19 protein-coding genes are annotated in these 18,568 nt (G+C 64.8%); 8 read left to right on the forward strand and 11 right to left on the reverse strand.

The annotated features are described in order from the left end of the window. Positions 1-5: 5 nt before the first annotated feature. Positions 6-857, reverse strand: a complete 852-nt coding sequence (locus C7401_RS23145; RefSeq protein WP_112173735.1) for a MaoC/PaaZ C-terminal domain-containing protein — start codon at positions 855-857, stop codon at positions 6-8. A gap of 318 nt (positions 858-1,175) precedes the next feature. Here C7401_RS23145 and C7401_RS23150 point away from each other — a divergent pair, with 318 nt between their 5' ends. From C7401_RS23150 to C7401_RS23165, 4 genes are all read left to right on the forward strand, one after another. Then, entirely contained in the window at positions 1,176-1,958 is a 783-nt protein-coding gene (locus tag C7401_RS23150; RefSeq protein ID WP_112173736.1) for a tyrosine-protein phosphatase, read from the forward strand. Positions 1,959-2,066: 108 nt separating this feature from the next. Continuing rightward, on the forward strand, positions 2,067-3,476 hold the full coding sequence (locus C7401_RS23155) for an aromatic ring-hydroxylating oxygenase subunit alpha (RefSeq protein WP_112173737.1): 1,410 nt from the start codon (positions 2,067-2,069) through the stop codon (positions 3,474-3,476). Between the two features lie 26 nt (positions 3,477-3,502). After that, positions 3,503-3,880, forward strand: a complete 378-nt coding sequence (locus tag C7401_RS23160; RefSeq protein ID WP_112173738.1) for a Rieske (2Fe-2S) protein — start codon at positions 3,503-3,505, stop codon at positions 3,878-3,880. 7 nt (positions 3,881-3,887) lie between these two features. Continuing rightward, positions 3,888-4,220 carry a DUF1488 family protein gene (locus tag C7401_RS23165; protein ID WP_244314981.1) on the forward strand — a complete coding sequence of 111 codons (333 nt, stop codon included), beginning with the start codon at positions 3,888-3,890 and terminating at the stop codon, positions 4,218-4,220. A gap of 55 nt (positions 4,221-4,275) precedes the next feature. Here the strand turns inward: C7401_RS23165 and C7401_RS23170 are convergent, their stop codons facing one another. The 3 genes from C7401_RS23170 to kce all read right to left on the reverse strand — a co-directional run bounded on the left by C7401_RS23170 (position 4,276) and on the right by kce (position 7,698). Beyond that, positions 4,276-5,145: an oxidoreductase gene (locus tag C7401_RS23170; RefSeq protein ID WP_112173739.1), complete on the reverse strand. Its 870-nt coding sequence runs from the start codon at positions 5,143-5,145 to the stop codon at positions 4,276-4,278. Between the two features lie 15 nt (positions 5,146-5,160). Beyond that, complete coding sequence (locus tag C7401_RS23175) at positions 5,161-6,696, reverse strand: AMP-binding protein (RefSeq protein ID WP_112173740.1); 1,536 nt, start codon at positions 6,694-6,696, stop codon at positions 5,161-5,163. A 66-nt stretch (positions 6,697-6,762) separates the two neighbouring features. Beyond that, a complete protein-coding gene (gene kce, locus C7401_RS23180) occupies positions 6,763-7,698 on the reverse strand; it encodes a 3,5-dioxohexanoate:acetyl-CoA acetone transferase (protein ID WP_112173741.1) in 936 nt (311 codons plus the stop codon). Positions 7,699-7,977: 279 nt separating this feature from the next. Between kce and C7401_RS23185 the strand changes: the two genes are divergently transcribed. Continuing rightward, positions 7,978-9,144 carry an acyl-CoA dehydrogenase family protein gene (locus C7401_RS23185; RefSeq protein ID WP_112173742.1) on the forward strand — a complete coding sequence of 389 codons (1,167 nt, stop codon included), beginning with the start codon at positions 7,978-7,980 and terminating at the stop codon, positions 9,142-9,144. A gap of 81 nt (positions 9,145-9,225) precedes the next feature. Here the strand turns inward: C7401_RS23185 and C7401_RS23190 are convergent, their stop codons facing one another. The 3 genes from C7401_RS23190 to C7401_RS23200 form a co-directional block, all read right to left on the reverse strand. Then, complete coding sequence (locus tag C7401_RS23190; RefSeq protein ID WP_112173743.1) at positions 9,226-10,029, reverse strand: enoyl-CoA hydratase-related protein; 804 nt, start codon at positions 10,027-10,029, stop codon at positions 9,226-9,228. A gap of 125 nt (positions 10,030-10,154) precedes the next feature. Then, on the reverse strand, positions 10,155-11,741 hold the full coding sequence (locus tag C7401_RS23195; RefSeq protein ID WP_112173744.1) for a phytoene desaturase family protein: 1,587 nt from the start codon (positions 11,739-11,741) through the stop codon (positions 10,155-10,157). Between the two features lie 51 nt (positions 11,742-11,792). Beyond that, positions 11,793-13,187 carry an aromatic ring-hydroxylating oxygenase subunit alpha gene (locus tag C7401_RS23200; protein ID WP_112173745.1) on the reverse strand — a complete coding sequence of 465 codons (1,395 nt, stop codon included), beginning with the start codon at positions 13,185-13,187 and terminating at the stop codon, positions 11,793-11,795. A 324-nt stretch (positions 13,188-13,511) separates the two neighbouring features. Between C7401_RS23200 and C7401_RS23205 the strand changes: the two genes are divergently transcribed. Genes C7401_RS23205 through C7401_RS23215 form a run of 3 tightly spaced genes read left to right on the forward strand, consistent with a single transcriptional unit; the run spans position 13,512 to position 14,643 of the window. Then, positions 13,512-13,943 carry a PaaI family thioesterase gene (locus tag C7401_RS23205; protein WP_112173746.1) on the forward strand — a complete coding sequence of 144 codons (432 nt, stop codon included), beginning with the start codon at positions 13,512-13,514 and terminating at the stop codon, positions 13,941-13,943. Between the two features lie 42 nt (positions 13,944-13,985). Beyond that, a complete protein-coding gene (locus tag C7401_RS23210) occupies positions 13,986-14,189 on the forward strand; it encodes a hypothetical protein (protein WP_112173747.1) in 204 nt (67 codons plus the stop codon). Between the two features lie 55 nt (positions 14,190-14,244). Next, positions 14,245-14,643 carry a putative quinol monooxygenase gene (locus C7401_RS23215; RefSeq protein ID WP_112173748.1) on the forward strand — a complete coding sequence of 133 codons (399 nt, stop codon included), beginning with the start codon at positions 14,245-14,247 and terminating at the stop codon, positions 14,641-14,643. Between the two features lie 82 nt (positions 14,644-14,725). Here C7401_RS23215 and C7401_RS23220 read toward each other — a convergent pair whose 3' ends face one another. The 4 genes from C7401_RS23220 to C7401_RS23235 form a co-directional block, all read right to left on the reverse strand. Continuing rightward, on the reverse strand, positions 14,726-15,253 hold the full coding sequence (locus tag C7401_RS23220; protein WP_112173749.1) for a hypothetical protein: 528 nt from the start codon (positions 15,251-15,253) through the stop codon (positions 14,726-14,728). Next, positions 15,250-16,314: a phosphotransferase family protein gene (locus C7401_RS23225; protein ID WP_112173750.1), complete on the reverse strand. Its 1,065-nt coding sequence runs from the start codon at positions 16,312-16,314 to the stop codon at positions 15,250-15,252. Before C7401_RS23225 ends, C7401_RS23220 begins: the two co-directional genes overlap by 4 nt. A gap of 12 nt (positions 16,315-16,326) precedes the next feature. Then, positions 16,327-17,550, reverse strand: a complete 1,224-nt coding sequence (locus C7401_RS23230) for an Rv3169 family protein (RefSeq protein WP_112173751.1) — start codon at positions 17,548-17,550, stop codon at positions 16,327-16,329. A 75-nt stretch (positions 17,551-17,625) separates the two neighbouring features. Continuing rightward, complete coding sequence (locus C7401_RS23235; RefSeq protein ID WP_112173752.1) at positions 17,626-18,435, reverse strand: hypothetical protein; 810 nt, start codon at positions 18,433-18,435, stop codon at positions 17,626-17,628. Positions 18,436-18,568 lie beyond the last annotated feature (133 nt).

An 18,568-nucleotide genomic window follows, 5' to 3' on the forward strand; every position in this document is an offset into this window, starting at 1 on the left:
CGGCCTCAGGCAATGTCGGCGCGGCCGTTGTTCAGCACGACCACGTCGCGTTCGGCCACGCGCGCGACGAAGCTGATCGTCGAACCGTCGCGCCAGAACTCGGTGACGATGGTCTCGCCCGGATAGACGGGCGAGGAAAAGCGCAAGCGCAGCGAGCGCAGGCGCGCCGGGTCGTTGTCGCACCATGTTTGCAGCACCGCTCGCGTGGCGACGCCCAGCGTGCAGAGCCCATGAAGAATCGGCTGCTCGAAACCGGCCTTGCGCGCGAGCGCCGGGTCGGCGTGAATCGGGTTGTAGTCGCCCGAGAGCCGGTAGAGCAGGGCGGCGCGCCCGAGCGTCGGAATGCTGCAACGCGCGTCGGCGGGGCGCTCGGGAATGGGATGCGGCGCGGGTGCCTCGTTTGTCGTGCCGCCGCTGCCGCCGTCGCCGCGCAGCACGTAGGTCGAGGTCACGGTGCTCACGAGGCGCTGCGTGTCCTGCTCGTGCAACTGTTTTTCCTGGTAGAGCATCACGCCCTTGCCGGGTCCTTTGTCGACCACGCGCGTGACGCGAAAGCTGCCCACATACGTCTTGCCGACTTCGAGCGGCTGGTGCATCTCGAAGGCCTGTTCGCCGTGCAGCAACCTGACCCAGTCGATTTCCAGCGCCGGGTCCTTGACCCAGCCGCCCGGGTGGGAGATCACGTTGACCATGGAGGGGAAGACCTTGAGGCCGTCCTCATAGGCGAACTGGAGCTGGGCCGGGTCGTGCGGCGCCTCGCCGATGCCGATGCCGAGCGCGTACAGCATGCAGTCGCGCGCGACGAGCGGATGCTCGATGGCCTCGAATTTTCTGGAAAGTACCTTCTCGAGATTCATGGTGGGTCTGCTCGTGTGAGTGGGTTGCGCAGGCGCGACCGGAGGGCGCGGAGCACGGCCGATCGTTAAAATTAATATACGGAAGCATACTAAATGTGTCCACGATTTTGTGGGTGAAAACGAGCAATGGCGCGTGATTCAAAGAATAGTTGCGTTTGTTTTGGTGAAAATTATCGTTCGCAACATGACGATATTTGAATTGGATGTTATGCTTCAGAACGAATATCGACCGGCGGCTTTCGCCCGACGTGATTCCACGCCGTGGTTTCGCGTGGTGTTTCCAGGTAGTGACGACCAGTGACGACGAAAGAGATCACCATGACCGACGCTTACATCCGCCTGCGCGGCGCGCCGAATTTCCGGGACTTCGGCGGCTATCACACCCGCGATGGGCGCTACGTGCCGCAGCGCAAGCTGTTTCGCTCCGACGTGCTTGCCGGCTTGACGCCCGAGGACTTCGGGCAAGTGGCCGGGCTCGGCATCCGGCTCGTGTGCGATTTGCGCGGGGCGCTGGAGCGGGAGCGCGAGCCGACGCCCTGGCCCGCGGGGCAGTCGCCCGAGGTCCTGCACATGGACGTGAACGCCGATCTGCGCTCCGGCGAGTCCTGCATTCTCGACATGCTGCGCGAGAGCACCACCCAGGCCGCCGCCGAAGCAGCGATGCTTCAGACCTATCGCGAGATCGCGCATGCGTTGCAGCCGCATCTCGCGGCCTTGTTCAAGCGGCTGGCCGAGGGCGAGGGCGCGCCGCTCATCATTCATTGCACCGCGGGCAAGGACCGCACCGGCGTGCTGGCGGCCGTGATCCAGATGGCGCTCGGCGCGCCGCGCGAGCACGTGCTTGCCGATTACCTGCTGACGGCGCGCTATCGCGACCCGGCCCGGCTCGAACTCACCATCGCCGACCTGTTGCTCGTGCTGCTGGGCCGCGAGCCGTCGCGTGCCGTTGTCAGCGCGCTGGCGGCCGTGCGCGAGTCGTATCTGGAGACGGCGCTGGAGGTCATCGAACTGGAAAACGGCTCGCTGGAGGGCTATCTCGCGGCAGGCGGCGTCGATGCCGCCACGCTGCGCGAGGTCCGCGAGCGGCTGCTCGCCGGATAAGGCGCACGACAGCCGCGCCACCGCAGTCCCACCGTGCTCTACCCGAGCCATCCATTTCGTCCGGCGCCCACGCGTGCCGGCCAACATTGACAATACGAGAGGTTTGAAATGACCGGCACTACTTCTGGGGAGCGCAAGCGCGGCCACGCGTCGGCTGTGAGTCCGCTCGTTTGCGAGCTTCATGCGAACGACAGCCGTCCGCTTCCGCTTGCGCTGCGCGCGGCGGGCACTGTCGATCCGCTGGCCCGTCCGGTTGCCTTCGCGAAGTATTGGGACGCGGCGTTTGCACAGCGTGAAACGGAGCATGTCTGGAAGAAGACGTGGCAATTCGCGTGCCGCGAAGAGGATATTCCCGCCGTTGGCGATCGCGTCAATTACGACGTCGGCAACCTGTCGTTCATGATCGTGCGGAGCGCACCCGATGAAATCCGTGCGTTCTACAACGCATGCCTGCATCGCGGCACGCGCCTTTGCGGCGGGCTTGGCTCCGGCGAGCGCGTGCGCTGTCCGTTTCACGGCTGGGAATGGAATCTCGACGGCAGCCTGCACAACATTCCGAGCCAGTGGGACTTCCCGCAGACCGAGGGCAGCGACTACAGCCTGCCCGAAGTGAAGGTGGGCCGCTGGGGCGGTTTCGTGTTCGTGAACGCCGATCCCGAGGCGGCGCCGCTGGTCGAGGCGCTCGGCGTGCTGCCCGAGCATTTCGCCAGCTGGAAGCCGGAAGAACGCTTCACCTTCGTGCATGTGCGCAAGCTCGTGCGCGCGAACTGGAAGGTCACGCTCGAAGCGTTTCTCGAGGCCTATCACGTGATCGAGACACATACGGACGCGTTGCCGTTCACCGGTGACGCCTCCACGCAGTACGACATCTGGGACGACGGCAAGAGCCACGTGAGCCGGCTCATCACGCCGCTCGGCATTCCGAGCCCGCATCTGGGCGACGGCGCTTCGGCCCAGGCGGCCGTCGACGCCGTCACCCAGGTGTTCGCGATGGCCATGGGGCCCGACGCCGTGGTGCCGCGTTTCGACGCCGCAGCGGGACGCGGGCGCGCCGAAGTCGCCGAGTGGCGCAGGCAGTTGATGAGCAAGGCCCTGGGGCGCGACTTCTCCGCGCTCACCGACGCGGAACTCGTGGACACCGTCCAGTATTTCATGTTCCCGAACTTCTGCCCGTGGTACGGCGAAGGGCTGCCGCTGAGCTATCAGTTCCTGCCTTACAAGGACAATCCCGAGGAGTCGGTGATGGTGATCCGCCTGCTGCTGCCGCTGCCGGGCAACGGCGTGCCGCGTCCGCCGTCGGCGCCCGTGATCGAACTGGGTTTCGACGAGACGTTCGAGGGTGTGCCGCAACTCGGCCTCATCAGCCACATCTTCGAGCAGGACATGAGCAATCTGCCGAACATTCAACTCGGCTTGCGGGCCGCGAGCGACGCGCGCGCGTTTGCAACACTCGGGCAGTACCAGGAGTGCCGCATCAGTCATTTCCACGAGACGCTCGATCGCTACGTCGACCAGTGAGCCGGGCTTGACCCTGAGTTGAACTTATGGAAACGGAAAAGGTAGCCGCCGGGGCGCAATTCGTCGACGCCATGGCGTCGTCGGAGCTGGCCTCGGGCGCGCAGCGCGCGGTGAACGTGAATGGCCGAAGCATTCTGCTTTGCCGCGTGGGCGGCGAGGTGCATGCGCTCGCCAATCTATGCCCGCATGCGCACCAACCGCTGGAAGGCGGGGCGATCGAGGGGGGCGCGATACGCTGCCCGCGTCACGGTGCGTGTTTCGACCTTGCCAGCGGGGCGTCGCTGAACGGCGTGACGCGTACGGCGGTGCGCACGTTCGCGGTGCGCGAGCGCGCGGGGCGTATCGAAGTCGATGCGCCCCGCGCGAACGTCGGCTATTTTCCGGATTTCAGTCAGGATGCCTGAGGTTGTGATGATGCCTGTATCGATCGTCGTAGTGGGCAGCCGGCGCGCCGTGCGCTACGAAGAAGTGACGCTTTCGCGCGACGGCAGCCTGGTGCTTTTCACGGGCCGCTTCGGCGAGCGCGAAGTGCGTTGCGCCATTGCGCGCGAAACGCTGGAGCAGCATTTCTGGCTGCCCGAGGGCGCGAGCGAGTCGTATGTCATCAAGTCGTTTCTCGACGGGAGCCAGCGCATCACGGCGGCCGTCGAGCGCCGCTTGCTCAGGGAGCGCCGCGAGCCCGTGATGCTCGGTTCGCGCGACTTTCGCGATCAGGCGAAGGTCGCGCTGCATGTAGCGGCTTGAGCGCCGGTTAGCGCCGGATAGTGCCTGGGCGCGTCCACCGGCGCACGCGAGCGCTTCAGGAGCCGCGTTTCTGCGCGAGTGCTTCCTCGCGTTCATCCCGGTCCGTCGAGACGGACAAGGCTCGCCATGCCTCTATATTGGCCCGGAAGCTGTCGATCTTCGCCAGTGCGAACTCGACGGCGTCGGAACCGGCAGCGTACCGCAGCGGCGGGCTGGCGGACTCGGCAAGGCCAAGCAGCGCGCCCGCGAGCTTCGCGGGGTCGCCAATCTGCCGATGGTTCATCGAGCGATGCCGTTCCACGAGTTGCGCCGTGAACGGCGCGTAATCGTCGATATCGAACTGGCCGTAGCCGATCGAGCTGGCGTCGAGAAAATTCGTGCGAAAGAAGCCGGGCTCGACCAGCGTCGCGTGGATGCCGAACGGCTTGAGTTCGTGCGAGAGTCCTTCCATCCAGCCTTCCAGTGCGAACTTCGAGGCGCTGTAGATGGAGGAGCCCGAGAACGAGACGAATCCCGCAATGGAAGACACGGTGAAGATGTGCCCGCCGCGCTGCTTGCGCATGGCGGGCAGCACGCCGCGCGTGAGGTTCATCGCGCCAAACACGTTGGTTTCGAATTGCGCGCGCACTTGCGCGTCGGACGTGTTCTCGAAGCAGCCTACCTGACCGTAGCCGGCGTTGTTCACGAGCACGTCGATGCGCCCGAAGCGCCGGTACGCGGCGTCGAGCGCCGCGTGCACGTCGTCGCTGCGCGTCACGTCCAGCGGCACGGCGAGCAGGCGCTGCGCGTGCTGCGGCGGCGCTTCGATCGCGCCGGGATGGCGCGCCGCCGCGACCACCCGATGTCCCGCTTCCAGGGCGGCTGCAACGATTGCCGCGCCGATGCCGCGCGACGCGCCCGTGACCATCCAGACCTTGCCCGTCATCCGTGTTCTCCTCGTCTAGTTGTGCGCCGTGCGGTGGCGCGCCTTGAGCACCCTGCGCAGGAGCTTGCCGGTTTCGGTTCTCGGCAGTGCGTCGACAAACTCGATCGTGCGCGGGCATTTGATTTTCGAAAGCCTCGCGGCGCAATGCACGAGGAGGTCCGCGCGCACAGCGTCGCCGCAGGCGCTCGCGGGCTTGAGCTGCACGACGGCCTTGACCTGCTCGCCGTAGACGGCGTCGGGCACACCGATCACCGCCGCATCGAACACGGCCGGGTGCGTCAGCAAGACGTTTTCGATCTCCTGCGGGTAGACGTTCACGCCTCCCGTCACCACGAGATCGGCGCGCCGGTCGCTGATGTAGAGGTAGCCATCGGCGTCGAGATGGCCGATGTCGCCGTATGTCGCCCAGCCGCGCGCGTCGACGGCCGAGGCCGTTTTCGCGGCGTCGTTGTGATAGGCGAAGCCCACGCCGCCGCTGAACCAGATCGAACCGGTTGCGCCCGCAACGAGTTCCGCGCCGTCGTCACCGACGATATGCGCGGCGCCGCATATCGGCCGGCCGACCGAGCCGCGATGCCGCAGCCAGTCGTGCGAGTCGATATAGGTGACGCCCGCGTTTTCGGTGCCGCCGTAATATTCGTCGAGAATCGGACCCCACCATTGGATCATCGCGTCCTTGAGCTCGGGCGGGCAAGGCGCGGCGGCGTGAATGGCGCGGCGCATCGAAGCGAGGTCGTAGCGCGCTCGCGTTGCCCCGGGCAGTGCGAGCAGCTTCACGAACATGGTGGGAACCCAGTGCGAATGCGTGACCCGATGCCGCTCGATGGCGGCCAGCGCCGCCTCGCTGTCGAACTTGTCCATTACCACGGCCGTGCCGCCGCACTCGATCACGCGCACGTTGAAGCGCCCCGTGGAGTGATAGAGCGGCGACGGGCTCAGGTAGACGGTGCCGGCGGAAAGCTCGAAGATCGCGCGCAAGCGCTGTTCCAGTTCGGGCAGCGCGTAGCGGTCCTCGTAGCGCGCGAGCGGCCGCCGGATGCCGCGTGGCTTGCCGGTGGTGCCGGAGGAATAGAGGAATTCGCGTCCCACGGGCCGCGGCGGCAGTTCGCCTTCGTCGCTCGCGGTGAGCACGGCGGCTTCGTAGCACTGCGCATGGTTCTGGGTCTCGCCAATCACGAAGTGCCCGATCAACTCGTTTTGCAGGAGCGGTGCGAGATCGTCGGCGATAGCCGCGGTGCGCGTGGTGGTGATGAGCAGTTTCGCGCCGCAATCGTTGACGATGTCGGCGACCTCGAAGCGGGTGAGTTGCGTGCTCAGCGGCGTGTAGTAGATCCCCGCGCGGCGCGCGCCGAACCACAGCTCGAAGGTGCGCGGGTCGTTGTCCATCAACAGGGCGATGCCGTCGCCGGGCGCGAGGCCGAGCGAGATGAGCCAGCGCGCCACGCGCGAGGCGCGGCGGTCCAGTTCGCCGTAGGTGAGGGAGGCGCCGCCGGTGAACACGGCGGCGACCTTGCCGGGGTGCAGCATTGCGTTGTCGTGCAATCGGTCCATGCAGGCGCCTTTTGTCGGTTCGTTAGCCGGGGCGTGATTGAGTCGTGCGTCGCCGCGCCGTTCCGGTCAGAACGCGACCTGGTCGCCGCCCTTGAGGTCGAGCATCTTGCGCGCTTCGTCGGGCGTCGCGACTTCGAGCGAGAGTTCTTCGAGAATGCGGCGGATCTTCGCGACCTGCTGCGCGTTCGATTGCGCGAAGCGGCCGCGCTCCAGATAGAGGCTGTCCTCCAGACCGACACGCACATGCCCGCCGAAAAGCGCGCTTTGCGTGACGAAGCGCATCTGGTGACGGCCCGCCGCGAGTACGGAGAGGTAGTAGTCGTTGCCGAACAGACGATCGGCGACCGCCTTCATGTGCGCGAGATTCTCCAGGTCCGCGCCAATGCCGCCGAGAATGCCGAAAATGCACTGCACGAGGAACGGCGGCTTGAGCAGGCCGCGCCGCACGAAATGGTCGAGCGTATAGAGGTGGCCCACGTCATAGCATTCGAATTCGAATTTCACGCCGTGACGATGCCCGAGTTCGACGATGATCGTCTCGATGTCCTGGAAGGTGTTCTTTAGCACGAAGTCCTTCGTGCTCTCCAGGTAGGGGCGCTCCCAGTCGAACTTGAAGTCGTCGATCTTCTGCGCCGCCCCCGAGATATTGAAGTTGATCGACCCCATGTTGAGCGAGGCCACTTCGGGGCGCGCCGCGCGCGCGGCTTCCACACGCTGGTCCATCGACATGCCGAGGCCCGCGCCGGTGCTGACGTTGAGCACGGCGTCGGTGCGGCGTTTGATGGCCGGCAGGAACTTCATGAACAGATCCGCGCTGGGCGAGGGGCGGCCGGTTTGCGGATCGCGCGCGTGCAGATGAATGATCGACGCACCGGCTTCGGCCGCACCCACCGCCGCTTCGGTGATCTGCTCGGGTGTGATGGGCAGGGCGTCCGACATGGTCGGCGTATGAATCGATCCGGTGACGGCACAGGTGATGATGACTTTGTCTGCCTGACGCATGAGCTCGCTCCTGATGGCGGGATGGGCAAGGACGGCCGCATCCTCTATTGTGTTTTTGTGCATACGATACGTAAGGATACTATATTTCGGCGCGACGGGAAATCACTGGAGTTGGGATATGAGCGCGGAAATGGATGCGGGCTGCCACGTACCGATGATTGAGCGTCTCGTCGTCAGCGCTTGAATAAGCGTTGCATATCGTATGCAAGCGTACTAGAATTGCGCCAGAAGAGTGCCATTGAGGGTGCTCGCTTGTTCAACGTCTGCGATCGAGTCTCTATGAACTTCGCCTTGTCAGAACTGCACCAGGAAATCGATGCCAACGTCCGCAAGGTCTGCGCGGGTTTCAGCGACGAGTACTGGACCGAATGTGAGGAGCAAAGCCGCTTTCCGCAGGAGTTTTACGCGGCCATGGCGGCCGCCGGATGGCTCGGCATCACGATGCCCGAGGAACTCGGCGGCTCGGGTCTGGGGGTGACCGAGGCGGCGGTGATGATGCATGCCGTGACCTCCAGCGGCGGCGCGTATTCGGCCGCCTCGACGCTCCATATCAATCTGTTCGGCCCGCATTCCATCGTGGTCCACGGCACGCCCGAGCAGAAACGCCGCTGGCTCGTGCCACTCATCAAGGGCGAGCAGAAAGCCTGCTTTGGCGTGACCGAGCCCGACGCGGGGCTCGACACGACCAGCATCTCGACACTGGCTACGCGCGTGCCCGGCGGCTATCGCGTGACCGGCCGCAAGCTGTGGACGTCGACGGGCCAGGTCGCCGACAAGATTTTGCTGCTCGCGCGCACCACGCCGAAAGTCGACTGCGCGAAGCCGACCGAAGGCATGTCGCTGTTCTACACCGACCTCGACCGCAGCAAGATCGAAGTGCGCCGCATCAAGAAGATGGGCCGCAACGCGGTCGATTCGAACGCGGTGTTCATCGACGATCTGTTCATTGAGGAGGCCGATCGAATTGGCGAAGAAGGCCGCGGCTTCCACTATCTGCTCGACAGCCTGAATCCCGAGCGCATTCTCGTGGGCATCGAGTCGGTCGGGCTCGCGCGCGACGCGATCCGGCGCGGCGCGAACTACGCGCGCGAGCGCATTGTGTTCGGCCGGCCGATCGGGCAGAACCAGGGCATTCAGCATCCGCTCGCCGAATGCTGGACGCAAACGGAGGCGGCCTACTGGATGTGCCTGCGCGCGGCGTGGCTCTACGATCAGGGGCTGCCCTGCGGGGCGGAAGCCAATGCGGCGAAGCTGCTCTCGGCGCGCGCGGCCTTCGATTCGAGCACCCGCGCCGTGCTCACGCACGGCGGCATGGGCTATGCGCGCGAATACCAGGTGGAGCGGCTCTTTCGGGAGTCGATCCTGCCGCGCATCGCGCCGGTGACCGAGCAGATGATCCTCTCGTTCATTGCCGAACGCGTGCTCGATCTGCCGAAATCGTACTGATATGACCCGGCCGCGATCCGGCGGCCTCATACCGGCGCGGGCCGCATAGGCCCGCGCCGTTTGCGTCGATGCCTTGGTGCCTCAGCGATTCTTCCACACCGGCGCCCGCTTTTCGAGGAACGCGCGGCGTCCTTCCTGCGCGTCCTCGCTCGCGAGCACCGCGCGAAGCGACGGATACTGGGCGGGGTCGAGCGCGCTTTCGAGGTCGGGCAGATCGAGGCTTCGATAAGCCATCTCGCGCGTGGCCGCGAGCGAGAGCGGCGCGTTGCGCGAGAGCTTCACGGCGAGCGCGCGCGCCATTTCCATGACGTCGCCTTCGGCGACTGCGTTCACGAAGCCAAGGCGCAGCCCTTCGGCCGCGGTGATGATGTCGCCCGATAGCGCGAGGCCCAGTGCGCGCTTGGGCCCCAGCTCGCGCGTGAGGCGCACGACGCCGCCCGCGAGCGCGGCAAGTCCCACCTTCACCTCGGGCAGGCCGAAGCGTGCGCCCGCGCCAGCGACGATCAAGTCGCAGGCAAGCGCAAGCTCGAAGCCGAAGCCTAGCGCCACGCCATTCACGGCGGCGATGACCGGCTTGCGCCCGCGCGCGCGGCGCACGAGTTCCGAGCCGAACATCGGCGCCTCATACAGTTCCGGATGCGCGTTGGCGTATTGCAGATCGAAGCCCGCGCTGAACGCGCGCTCGCCCGCGCCGGTGATGAGCGCGACGCGCAGCGCCGGGTCGTGCTCGAACGCGTCGAGCGCCGCGCCGAGTTCCGCGCACGCGGGTGGATGAAAGGCGTTCAGCACGTCGGGCCGGTTGATCGTGAGCGTGACGACGCCATCGGTGGCGGAGGCCTCGATGTACCGGAAATTTTCGGCGAGGGAGGGTATCGGGCTGTTCATCGCGGGAAGAAGAAGTGGCAACGGCCGCCGGCAAGACGCGCGAACCAATGCGTCGTGCCGAGGCCGTTGTGTGGAGGCGGTAGATGAAGCGCCCAGAAGCACGGCAGGCGCTGCTCAAACAAGGCTCAAACGGCGGCGATCCCCGCCAGCTTGATGCCGAGATCCTGCATCACCTTGATGGCGGTTGCGCGGCCGCCGCCCGTCACGGCGCCGCCCGGATGCTGGAACGGACCCGAGAGGTACAGCCCGCCGATGCCCGGCACCGCGTACTGTGCGATTTCGGAGAACGGACGCCGGCCCGACCACTGATGAATGTACGAGCCCACGCCGAAGATGTCGCCGTTGCGGAAGTTCGGGTTCCAGTTCTGCATGTCGAGCGGCGTTTCAGCATAGCCGGCGATGATGTTGCTCTCGTCCATGTTCGTGCAGTACTTCGAATACTCGGTAATGACCCACTCCTTCACCTCGTCGCGTTTGCGCTCCCAGCCGGCCAGGCCCCCGTCGGCGAGCAGGAGCGGCGCGAACGTGTAGAGATAGAGCGTGTGCTTGCCCGCGGGCGCGCGCGACGGATCGTGATTGGTGTGCACCTGGATCACGGCGTTGAAGTCGTCCGGCATGCGCCCGTAGCGCATGTTGTCGAACGTCTTGCGAAAACGCGCCATGTCGGCCGGCACGACTTCCGTGCATACGGCCGTGTTGCAGCGCGCATCGGCCTTGTACTTCGGCGCTTCGTTGAGCGCCCAGTGCGTGTTGACCGCGCCGAACTGGCTCAACTGCACCTTTCTGCCCTGATCGATCAGATACGGATCGAGACCCGGCAGGAACTTGCCCAGGTCGTGCGGGTGGATGCCGCCGATCACCGCGCGGCTCGCGCTCAGCGTTTCGCCGTCCTCCAGCTTCACGCCGGTGCAGCGGCCGTTCGAGACGATGTATTCGGTGACGAGCGCGTTCGTGCGCACCTCGCCGCCGTAGTGTTCGATGCAGCGCTTGAGCGAGTCGGCCAGCGACTGCGAGCCGCCGACCACGATGCCCGCCTTCTTGCGGTGCTGGATCGCGGCGAGGAAGTAGGGCGTGACGCCCGTGCCTTTTTCCTCGGGGCCGATCATGAGCTCCGAGGCCCACTTGAGGAAGTGCAGGCGCACCTTCTCGTGCGTGTAGATCTCGCAGATGACGTCGTAGCTGCTCTTGAGCATGGCCGAAACGAGTTCACGCCCTTCGCGGCTTTGTTCGAGCAGCGAGATGAACTGGCCGAACGGCAGCGGCGGCTTGAACGTGCCGGAGAGGAACAGCTCCGACATGGGCATCATGCGTTGCACGAGCGAGCGGTGGGCTTCCGCGTCGACGGGCGACACCTCGGCGATCGCCTGGCAGGTCTTGTCGAGGTCCGTGTACGTGAAGAGCGCCGTGCCGTCGTCGAATGCGGTGGCGTGAAACGGGGCGTCGCCGGTGTCGGCGAACGAAAGGCCGAACTTCGAAAGCAGGCCCAGTTCATCGCTCGCGATCATCGGATTGGCCATGACGAGCACCATGGTGGTCGCATGGGTATCGTGCATGAAGCCCGGCGCCGTGACCGCTTTGGACACCACGCCGCCGCCAACCTGGCCGTTCTTTTCGAGCACCAGCACTTTCAGCCCGGCCTTCGACAGATAGGCCGCCGCAGTCAGCGCGTTCTGTCCCGCGCCCACGACAATCAGGTCATAAGACTTCGACATACTCTTTCCTCTTATAGGTGAGACACATTGCGTGCGCTGCGCAGCCGGCCTTCATTGCGGCGGCGTGGCGCTCAGATAGCGGTCGATTTCGGCGTGCAGTTGCAGGATCCGCTGCTCCTGCTCCGAGTAGCGGTTGAACCGGAACGCGCGCGAGTGCAGGCCGCGCTGCACGCCCTCGACGTTCGAGATGTCCTGGTCGAGCACCTCGCCCAGTTCGTTGTCGAGCTTCGAGTTGTAGCGGCGCGCCGGACGCGTTTCGCCGCTAATGTCCACGTGCGGCTCGACGCCCATATAGGCGGGCGGGCGCACGTTCCCTTTGAGCTTCCGGCTGATGACCCAGACGTGGTAGTAGCTCTTTTCGGGGTCGGTCGGGTGCGGCAGGAAACGCATGACGAGCACGCCTTCCGGGTGCGTGTTGAACGTCATGTTCGGGAAGATCGAGTAATTCCAGTCGTCGGTGACCTGGCTGTCCGAAAAGCCGCTGTAGTCGATCCCGTAGGGGTTGTCCGGCACGCGCTTGGCGGCGAGCAGCGCGTCGCGCGCCTGCATGGCGCGGCCCTCGTACGCCGCCGGGTCGACGCCCGCCTCGGCGAGCATATAAGCGAGGCCCGGCGCCACGGTGCTGCGGTCCTCGCAGCGCGGGCTCGGATAGCCGATGGCTGTGTGCAGCCGGCCGTGGCCGTTGCGAAAGAAGTCCAACTGGTAATGCACTTCGTCGACGAACGGCTTGGCCTGAGGATGCGTCTCCTGCAAGTGATAGGACTCCAGGAACGCTTCGAGCACGACCTTCCAGTTGGCGTCCAGCTCGATCACGACGTCCTTGACCACATGCATCTGCTCCATCTGGTAGCTCTGCATGAAATGCGGAATTTCAGCGAGGAAGTCGGCAAGCGGCGGGGCCTCGTCGTCCATGTTCACGAACACGAATCCCGCCCACGTCTCGCAGCGCACCGAGGGCAGGTTCAGGCGGCCTTTGAGGACTTCGGGCTTGAAGGTCGACACATCGGTGATGAGGTTGGTCTGGCCGTTGATCTTCCATTGCCAGCCGTGAAACGAGCAGGTGAAGCGCTCGCTCTTGCCGAAGTCGCCGTGCACGAGTTGATTGCCGCGGTGCTGGCAGACGTTGTAGAACGCCTCGATGCGATCGGCCTCGGTGCGCACGACCAGGATCGATTCGCGCCCGAGGTCGTACTTGAACCAGTTGCCCGTTTCGGGAATATCGGACGCCCGGCCGGCGCAGGTCCAGGTGCGGGTCCAGAGCCCGTCCCACTCTCGCTGCGCGTGCGCACCGCTGAAATAGCGCTCCGGGCTCACGTGCAGGTAGTCGTCGCGATTGGGGTAGAGCTCGCGCATGGGCGGCGATTTCTCGTCGTGACTGCCCGGCGGCGCCTCGGGAGCGATGGTGTACTCGCCCGGAACGACTTCCTTAGGGTAATGAAACGGCATTGAAGTCTCCTTCTCAGTCTCTGAGTGGGTCAGCGCCCGCACCTCGCGCGCATGCGCCGGAATCCGTATTTCTGATTATCGTATGCAACAAGACGATACGCTATGTGAGAAAAACGCGTCAAGCTGAATTGCCGGTCGACCAGCAAAATATCCGGCAACATTCGTCAATCTTGTATGCTACGATACGATATGTCGAAAGACATGAGTGAGACAAAAGCGTGAGCGACGGAGCACGCGAGAAAAAACGGCGCGGAACAGGGAGGTGAGCGCGATGAGCGCTCGCCGCGCGCTCGAACAGGACACGGTGTTCACAAGAGGCATGCGATGCACCATTCGGAAGACACGATTGCCGAACGCTCCTTTCAGGAGCTGCTCGATTTGCGCCACGACGCCGGACCCGACGGCGAAGCGCGCACGGTGCTCGCCATCGAGGCGATGCACCTGAACGCGGGGCGCGTGCTGCACGGCGGCGTGGCGATGACCATGCTCGACGTGGCGATGGCCAACGCATGCCGCGCGCGCGACACGCTCGGGCGGCGCGCGGTGACTGTCGAAATGAAGACCAGCTTCTTGCGGCCGGGCGGGGTGGCGGGCGACCGCGTGGCGGCGAGCGGGCTGGTGCGGCACGTCACGCAGTCGATGGCGTTCTGCGACGGCGAGTTGCGCGACATGGCAGGCACCTTGCTGGCCACGGCCTCGGGAACGTTCCGATACGTGAGCCCGGGCTCGCCCATCGGCACGACAACGGCCGGCTGACGCGGCTGCACGCATTCACAAGAGGATTGAGGAGGAGATCGGATGAAACTTTATACTTCGGACAACTCGGAATTGATGGAAGTGACGGCCATCAATTCGAACGGAACGCGGTTGATCGTCACCGGCACGATCATGGGCGCGATGCCTGTGGAGGCCATCCTCACCGGCACCGAATTGCGCAAGATCTTCGCGCTGCTCGGCTTCAGGACCATCCTCGCCGCATTGAGGATCATGTTCACGAAATAGGCAGCATTCAAAGGCATTTCAGGATCACTGACACGGCTTAACGGAGGAGACACGCATGGCATCGGCAATCGTCACGAAGGACAATCTGTTCGTTTCGCGCTTCAAGGTCGACCCCGCGCGCAAGACGGAATTTCTTTCGATCTTTCATGCGCTCGGCAGCGGCGCACTCCCGGTTCTCGAAGCGCAGACCAATCTCGTTTTTTGGGGTTGGGGGCGCGACGGTACCGAGTTCGTCGCCATCGAATCGTGGAAGAACGAAGCGGTGGTGAACGAGGTGCGCGCGTCGCCCGACTTCAAGGCGGCCGTGGGGGCGATGCTCGCGTGCTGCACGGCGCCGATGACGATGGAGCTGTTCAGCGGCATGGATGGCGCGCGCGACGTGTTCGAACTGTATCCGAGCGGCCCTTCGCAGGTGCACCCGAGCAGCGGCGATATCAACGTCAAGTTCATCTGAGGCGTAGCGTCTGCGTATTGTCGGGAGCGCATGAAGCGGGCGTGCCGTAAGGTCCGCCCGCTTCGTCGTTTTGCGCTCGGGGTCAACGGCGCGGACCTTGGCCCTTGAACGCCGGCGCAATGAGCCGGGCCTCCTGTTGCAGTTCATACGCGATGTATTCGCGGATCAGGCCGCGCGCCTGCCGGTAGTGCGCGGTGTCCTTGATGCCGGTGTCAAGCATCTGGAGCATCTGGAGCGCAGCAAGCGTTTGATAGACCTGCTCGCGCAGGTTCAGGGCGCGGGCCCGCACGCGCGGGAGATCGTCGCCAGCGCTTTCGAGTTCCGCTGACTCGTTGTCGAGCGTCGAGCGTATGCGCTGTGCAAGGCTCGCCTGGGCTTCGCCCAGCGTGTCGATCTGGGCGGCCAGTTGCGTGAGGAGCGAACGGGTCTTGTCGATATCGTCGAGCAGAATTGCCGTTTCCAGGCGAAGGCGCACTTCGACGTGACGCACCATGTGCCGGCACGTTGCGAGCGCGCTTTTCACGGACATGCGCCCAAGCTCGGGATCGGAGGCGTCGAGCAAGGCATGATCGACGCAGTGCAAGATTTCCGTGGCGGTTGGATAGATCACGGCGCGTTCTCCACCGAGGTGTTCAGTTCAGCGAAATAGGACGGATCGGGCGCGGGCACCAGGCCCATGGCGTGCGCGAGCAGGAGCTTGCTGAAGTGCAGCACTTCGGTGCCGGTCCAGGCCTGCCGGATCGGCGTGGCGGGCGAGCGATGGACCGACGCGCCGGCGCGGTGGCTGAACGCCAGCATGCGCAGCGCGCGCACCATGTAGTAGTACTGCACCGAAGCCGCGCTGACCGGCGCCCCGCCAACGCTGCGGTAATAGTCCAGCGCTTTCTCCAGATCCCACAGCACCTTGCCGTCGCGCACGATGGTCGGCGTGAACTCTTGCAGGAAGGCGAAGTCCGCGGCGGGGTCGCCGATATGCGCTTCCTCCCAGTCGCTCATCGCGACGATTTCGCCGTTCGCGAAGATCTCCTCGCCAAGCCCGTTGGTGCCCTTGCACAGCGTGATGCGCGAGGCGGCAGGCGCGCGCTCCTTGAGCCATTCCACCGCTTCGAGCACGATGGGTATGGGCTCGATGCGCTGCGACTCGATCAGCGCGAGGACCGAGTCGAGGTAATGATGCGCCGCGCTCGCAGTGTCGGGCGCGGTGCCGAGCACCGCGTTCAGTTCGAGGGCGCGCCAGTCCACCGCGTGGACGAGTGCCAGCTTGCGCATGTGCTCCTGCGAAATGCGCATGCGCAGGTCGTCGTATTCGGGCGAGGGGTCCTTGAAGTGGGGAATGTCCCAGCTTCCGGCCACATGCTCGCGAACATAGAAGGGCCGGTCGGTCCATGCGGGGTCGTCTTCCCACCAGAGCACGCGCGCGACCGGCACCGCAGTGCGGCCCAGGCGCTCATAGATGAAGTGCTCCTGGTTCAGCGGCGAAAAGTCCACGCTGCCGGTGGCCGGGTCGCGGCGAAACACCAGATGCCGCGCCTCGCCCTGGCCGCCGGCGCACGTGACGAACCAGGTTTCGCGCGACGTGCCCCGGCCGAACTTCTCGACCTCGACGACCTCGCATGCCGGGCCGAGCTTGTGGCGCAAATAGGGTGTCAGGCTCGCTTTCGAGAATTCCATCGCGCGCGCTCCTTATTCGAAACCATAGGGCGCATACCGGCCCTGAATGAAGTTTTCCACCTGACCCTGGCCGCGATGGCGCGTGCCGTTCGGCGCGATCAACTCCGTGCGCACCAGAAACTCCAGGCCGTGGATCTTCTCGCCCGAACCGAGCCCGAACGCGGCGAGCACTTCCGCGCTGGTCGCGCCGCGGCCCGTTTTCGGTTGATAGGGCGTGTAGAGAAAGGGTTGCTCGCTGAAGTCGAAGTCGTCCCACTCCATCGCCAGCGTCTCGCTGCCGTGGTAGGTGTGCATTGTGCCGCCGTCTTTCCAGCTGCCGGGCGTATAGCCCATCGTCTGCACGACCCAGGGCGGCGCGGCCACTTCGAAGTGCTGCGTCCACGCGCGATTCTGGTCGTCGGTGAGGTGAATGGTGCCGCCCGTGAAGATGCGCGTGCCTTCCTTGAAGCGCAGCTCGTGGCGAGCCGCCTTCAGCGCCACGGTCGGGCCCTGCCAGCCGTTGAACAGGTTGCCTTCGAACGGCGCGCCGAAGACGTCGTTCATCTTGACCTGCTCGCCGTCCGGTGACTCGTGGATATGATAGAAGCCCGACCACTCGCCCGCTTCGAACAGCGTCCAGAAGCGCAGTGCGCGCGGCACGGCCGGGGCTTCGCGCGGCGGCAGCCATTCATGATGACCGCCAAGCGGCTTGCGGTCGGCATAGAGCCCCCAGGAGTGATCGCGTGCGCCGCTCCAGGTGCCGGGTGTCACGTCATAGCGCTTGCCGTCGAACTCGATCACGCCGCTCGCCACGCCGGGCTGCGAATAGCGGGTCTGGTCGGTGGTGATGCGGCCGCGCGTTTCGGCGATATGGTGGGCCTCTTCGAACGCCGGGGCCACGCCGGTCCACATGATGTCGAACGACAACGCCGAGTCGTTCGCTTCGAGGCGCAGCCGGATCGCCTTCATCGGCTCGACGAACTCGTAGCTGAGCGGGCCGATCACCGTGTCGATCTGCTGGCGCCAGCAGCGCGAAAAACGCACGGAGTGCTGGCGGCCCGCCACGTTGATGATGGCGTAGGCGCCCACCATGTCTGCGTTGGGATTGATGCGCATGCCCGTGAGCAAAAACACCTTGTGCTCGGCGCTGAACACGCCGAAATAGTAGCCGTCGTCCCAACTCAGGTCGGTGGACGGAATGTGCGCGAACGGACGTGATGCCTGGTGAACCGGAAACTCATCGTATTTGCTTAGCATGGCTAAATGGTCGATATCGAGTTGAGAAACGGTGTGCGCGGCTCAGGGGCCGCTCAGGTGTGGCTCAGATGCGCCTCAAGCGCCAGCCTGTTGCAGTAGCGCTTGCGAGCTTTCCTGCTTCTGCCTTGCGACGAGCGGAATGGCGAGCCACGCGATAAAGAGCGCAAAGAGAATGGTGAGCGTGGCGGCGAACACCTTGACGCCGTGGCCATAGGGGCTGTTCAGCGCGAACCACACCGGCCAGCAGGCGCCGGCCGCGCCCGCGATGGCGCCGATCGGGGCGAGCGCCACGATCATGATTCGGCTCCAGCCCGGCAACAGCGCTTCATAGCGCGCGATGAGCGCAGTGGGCGTGATCAGCATGGCCATGCTGGCGAACGACCAGTAGACCGGTTGCAGGCCGAACGGTTGGTACGGTTGATCGCCGAAATACGACCACAGGCCGACGCGGATCAGCGGTACCTCGTAGATCCACGCGCTGGCGGTCACGCCAAAGAGCATGAGCCAGATCGTGCGCGCCGTGTAGCGCCGCTCGCGGAATGCGGGCACGAGCGACAGATACGCAAGGCCGAAGTAAAACGTATAGGAAATCGCGGCGTGCCACGGCACCCTCTGGCCGAGGCTTTCATACGCGAGCTGCTGGCCGTTTTGCGCGTGCGTGGCGTCGAGCAGGCGCGTGAGCAGCGGTTCCAGAAAGCACGTGACGGTGCCGCCCAGACAATAGAGCAGCGGGTTGGGAGAGCGTTCGGCGATGCAGCGATACATGGCCAGCAGGTAAGTCAGCACGGCCAGTGCGGAAAAGAGATAGAGCGCCCACATTTGCGCGTCCTGCGGCATGTCGAAGAGCGGCACGCGCATATAGTCGGGCATCGTTTGATACACCATGATTTGTCTCCTCACATACGATAGTCGCCTGGATGTGACGCATATTCGACTCCATCGAAAAAGTGGAAAAGATGGAGGAGGCAACGATCGGGTTGGCTTGTTTTGACTACATAGTACGCATACGTACAATATA

The organism is Paraburkholderia unamae (assembly GCF_003268775.1).
GTDB classification, from domain to species: domain Bacteria; phylum Pseudomonadota; class Gammaproteobacteria; order Burkholderiales; family Burkholderiaceae; genus Paraburkholderia; species Paraburkholderia unamae.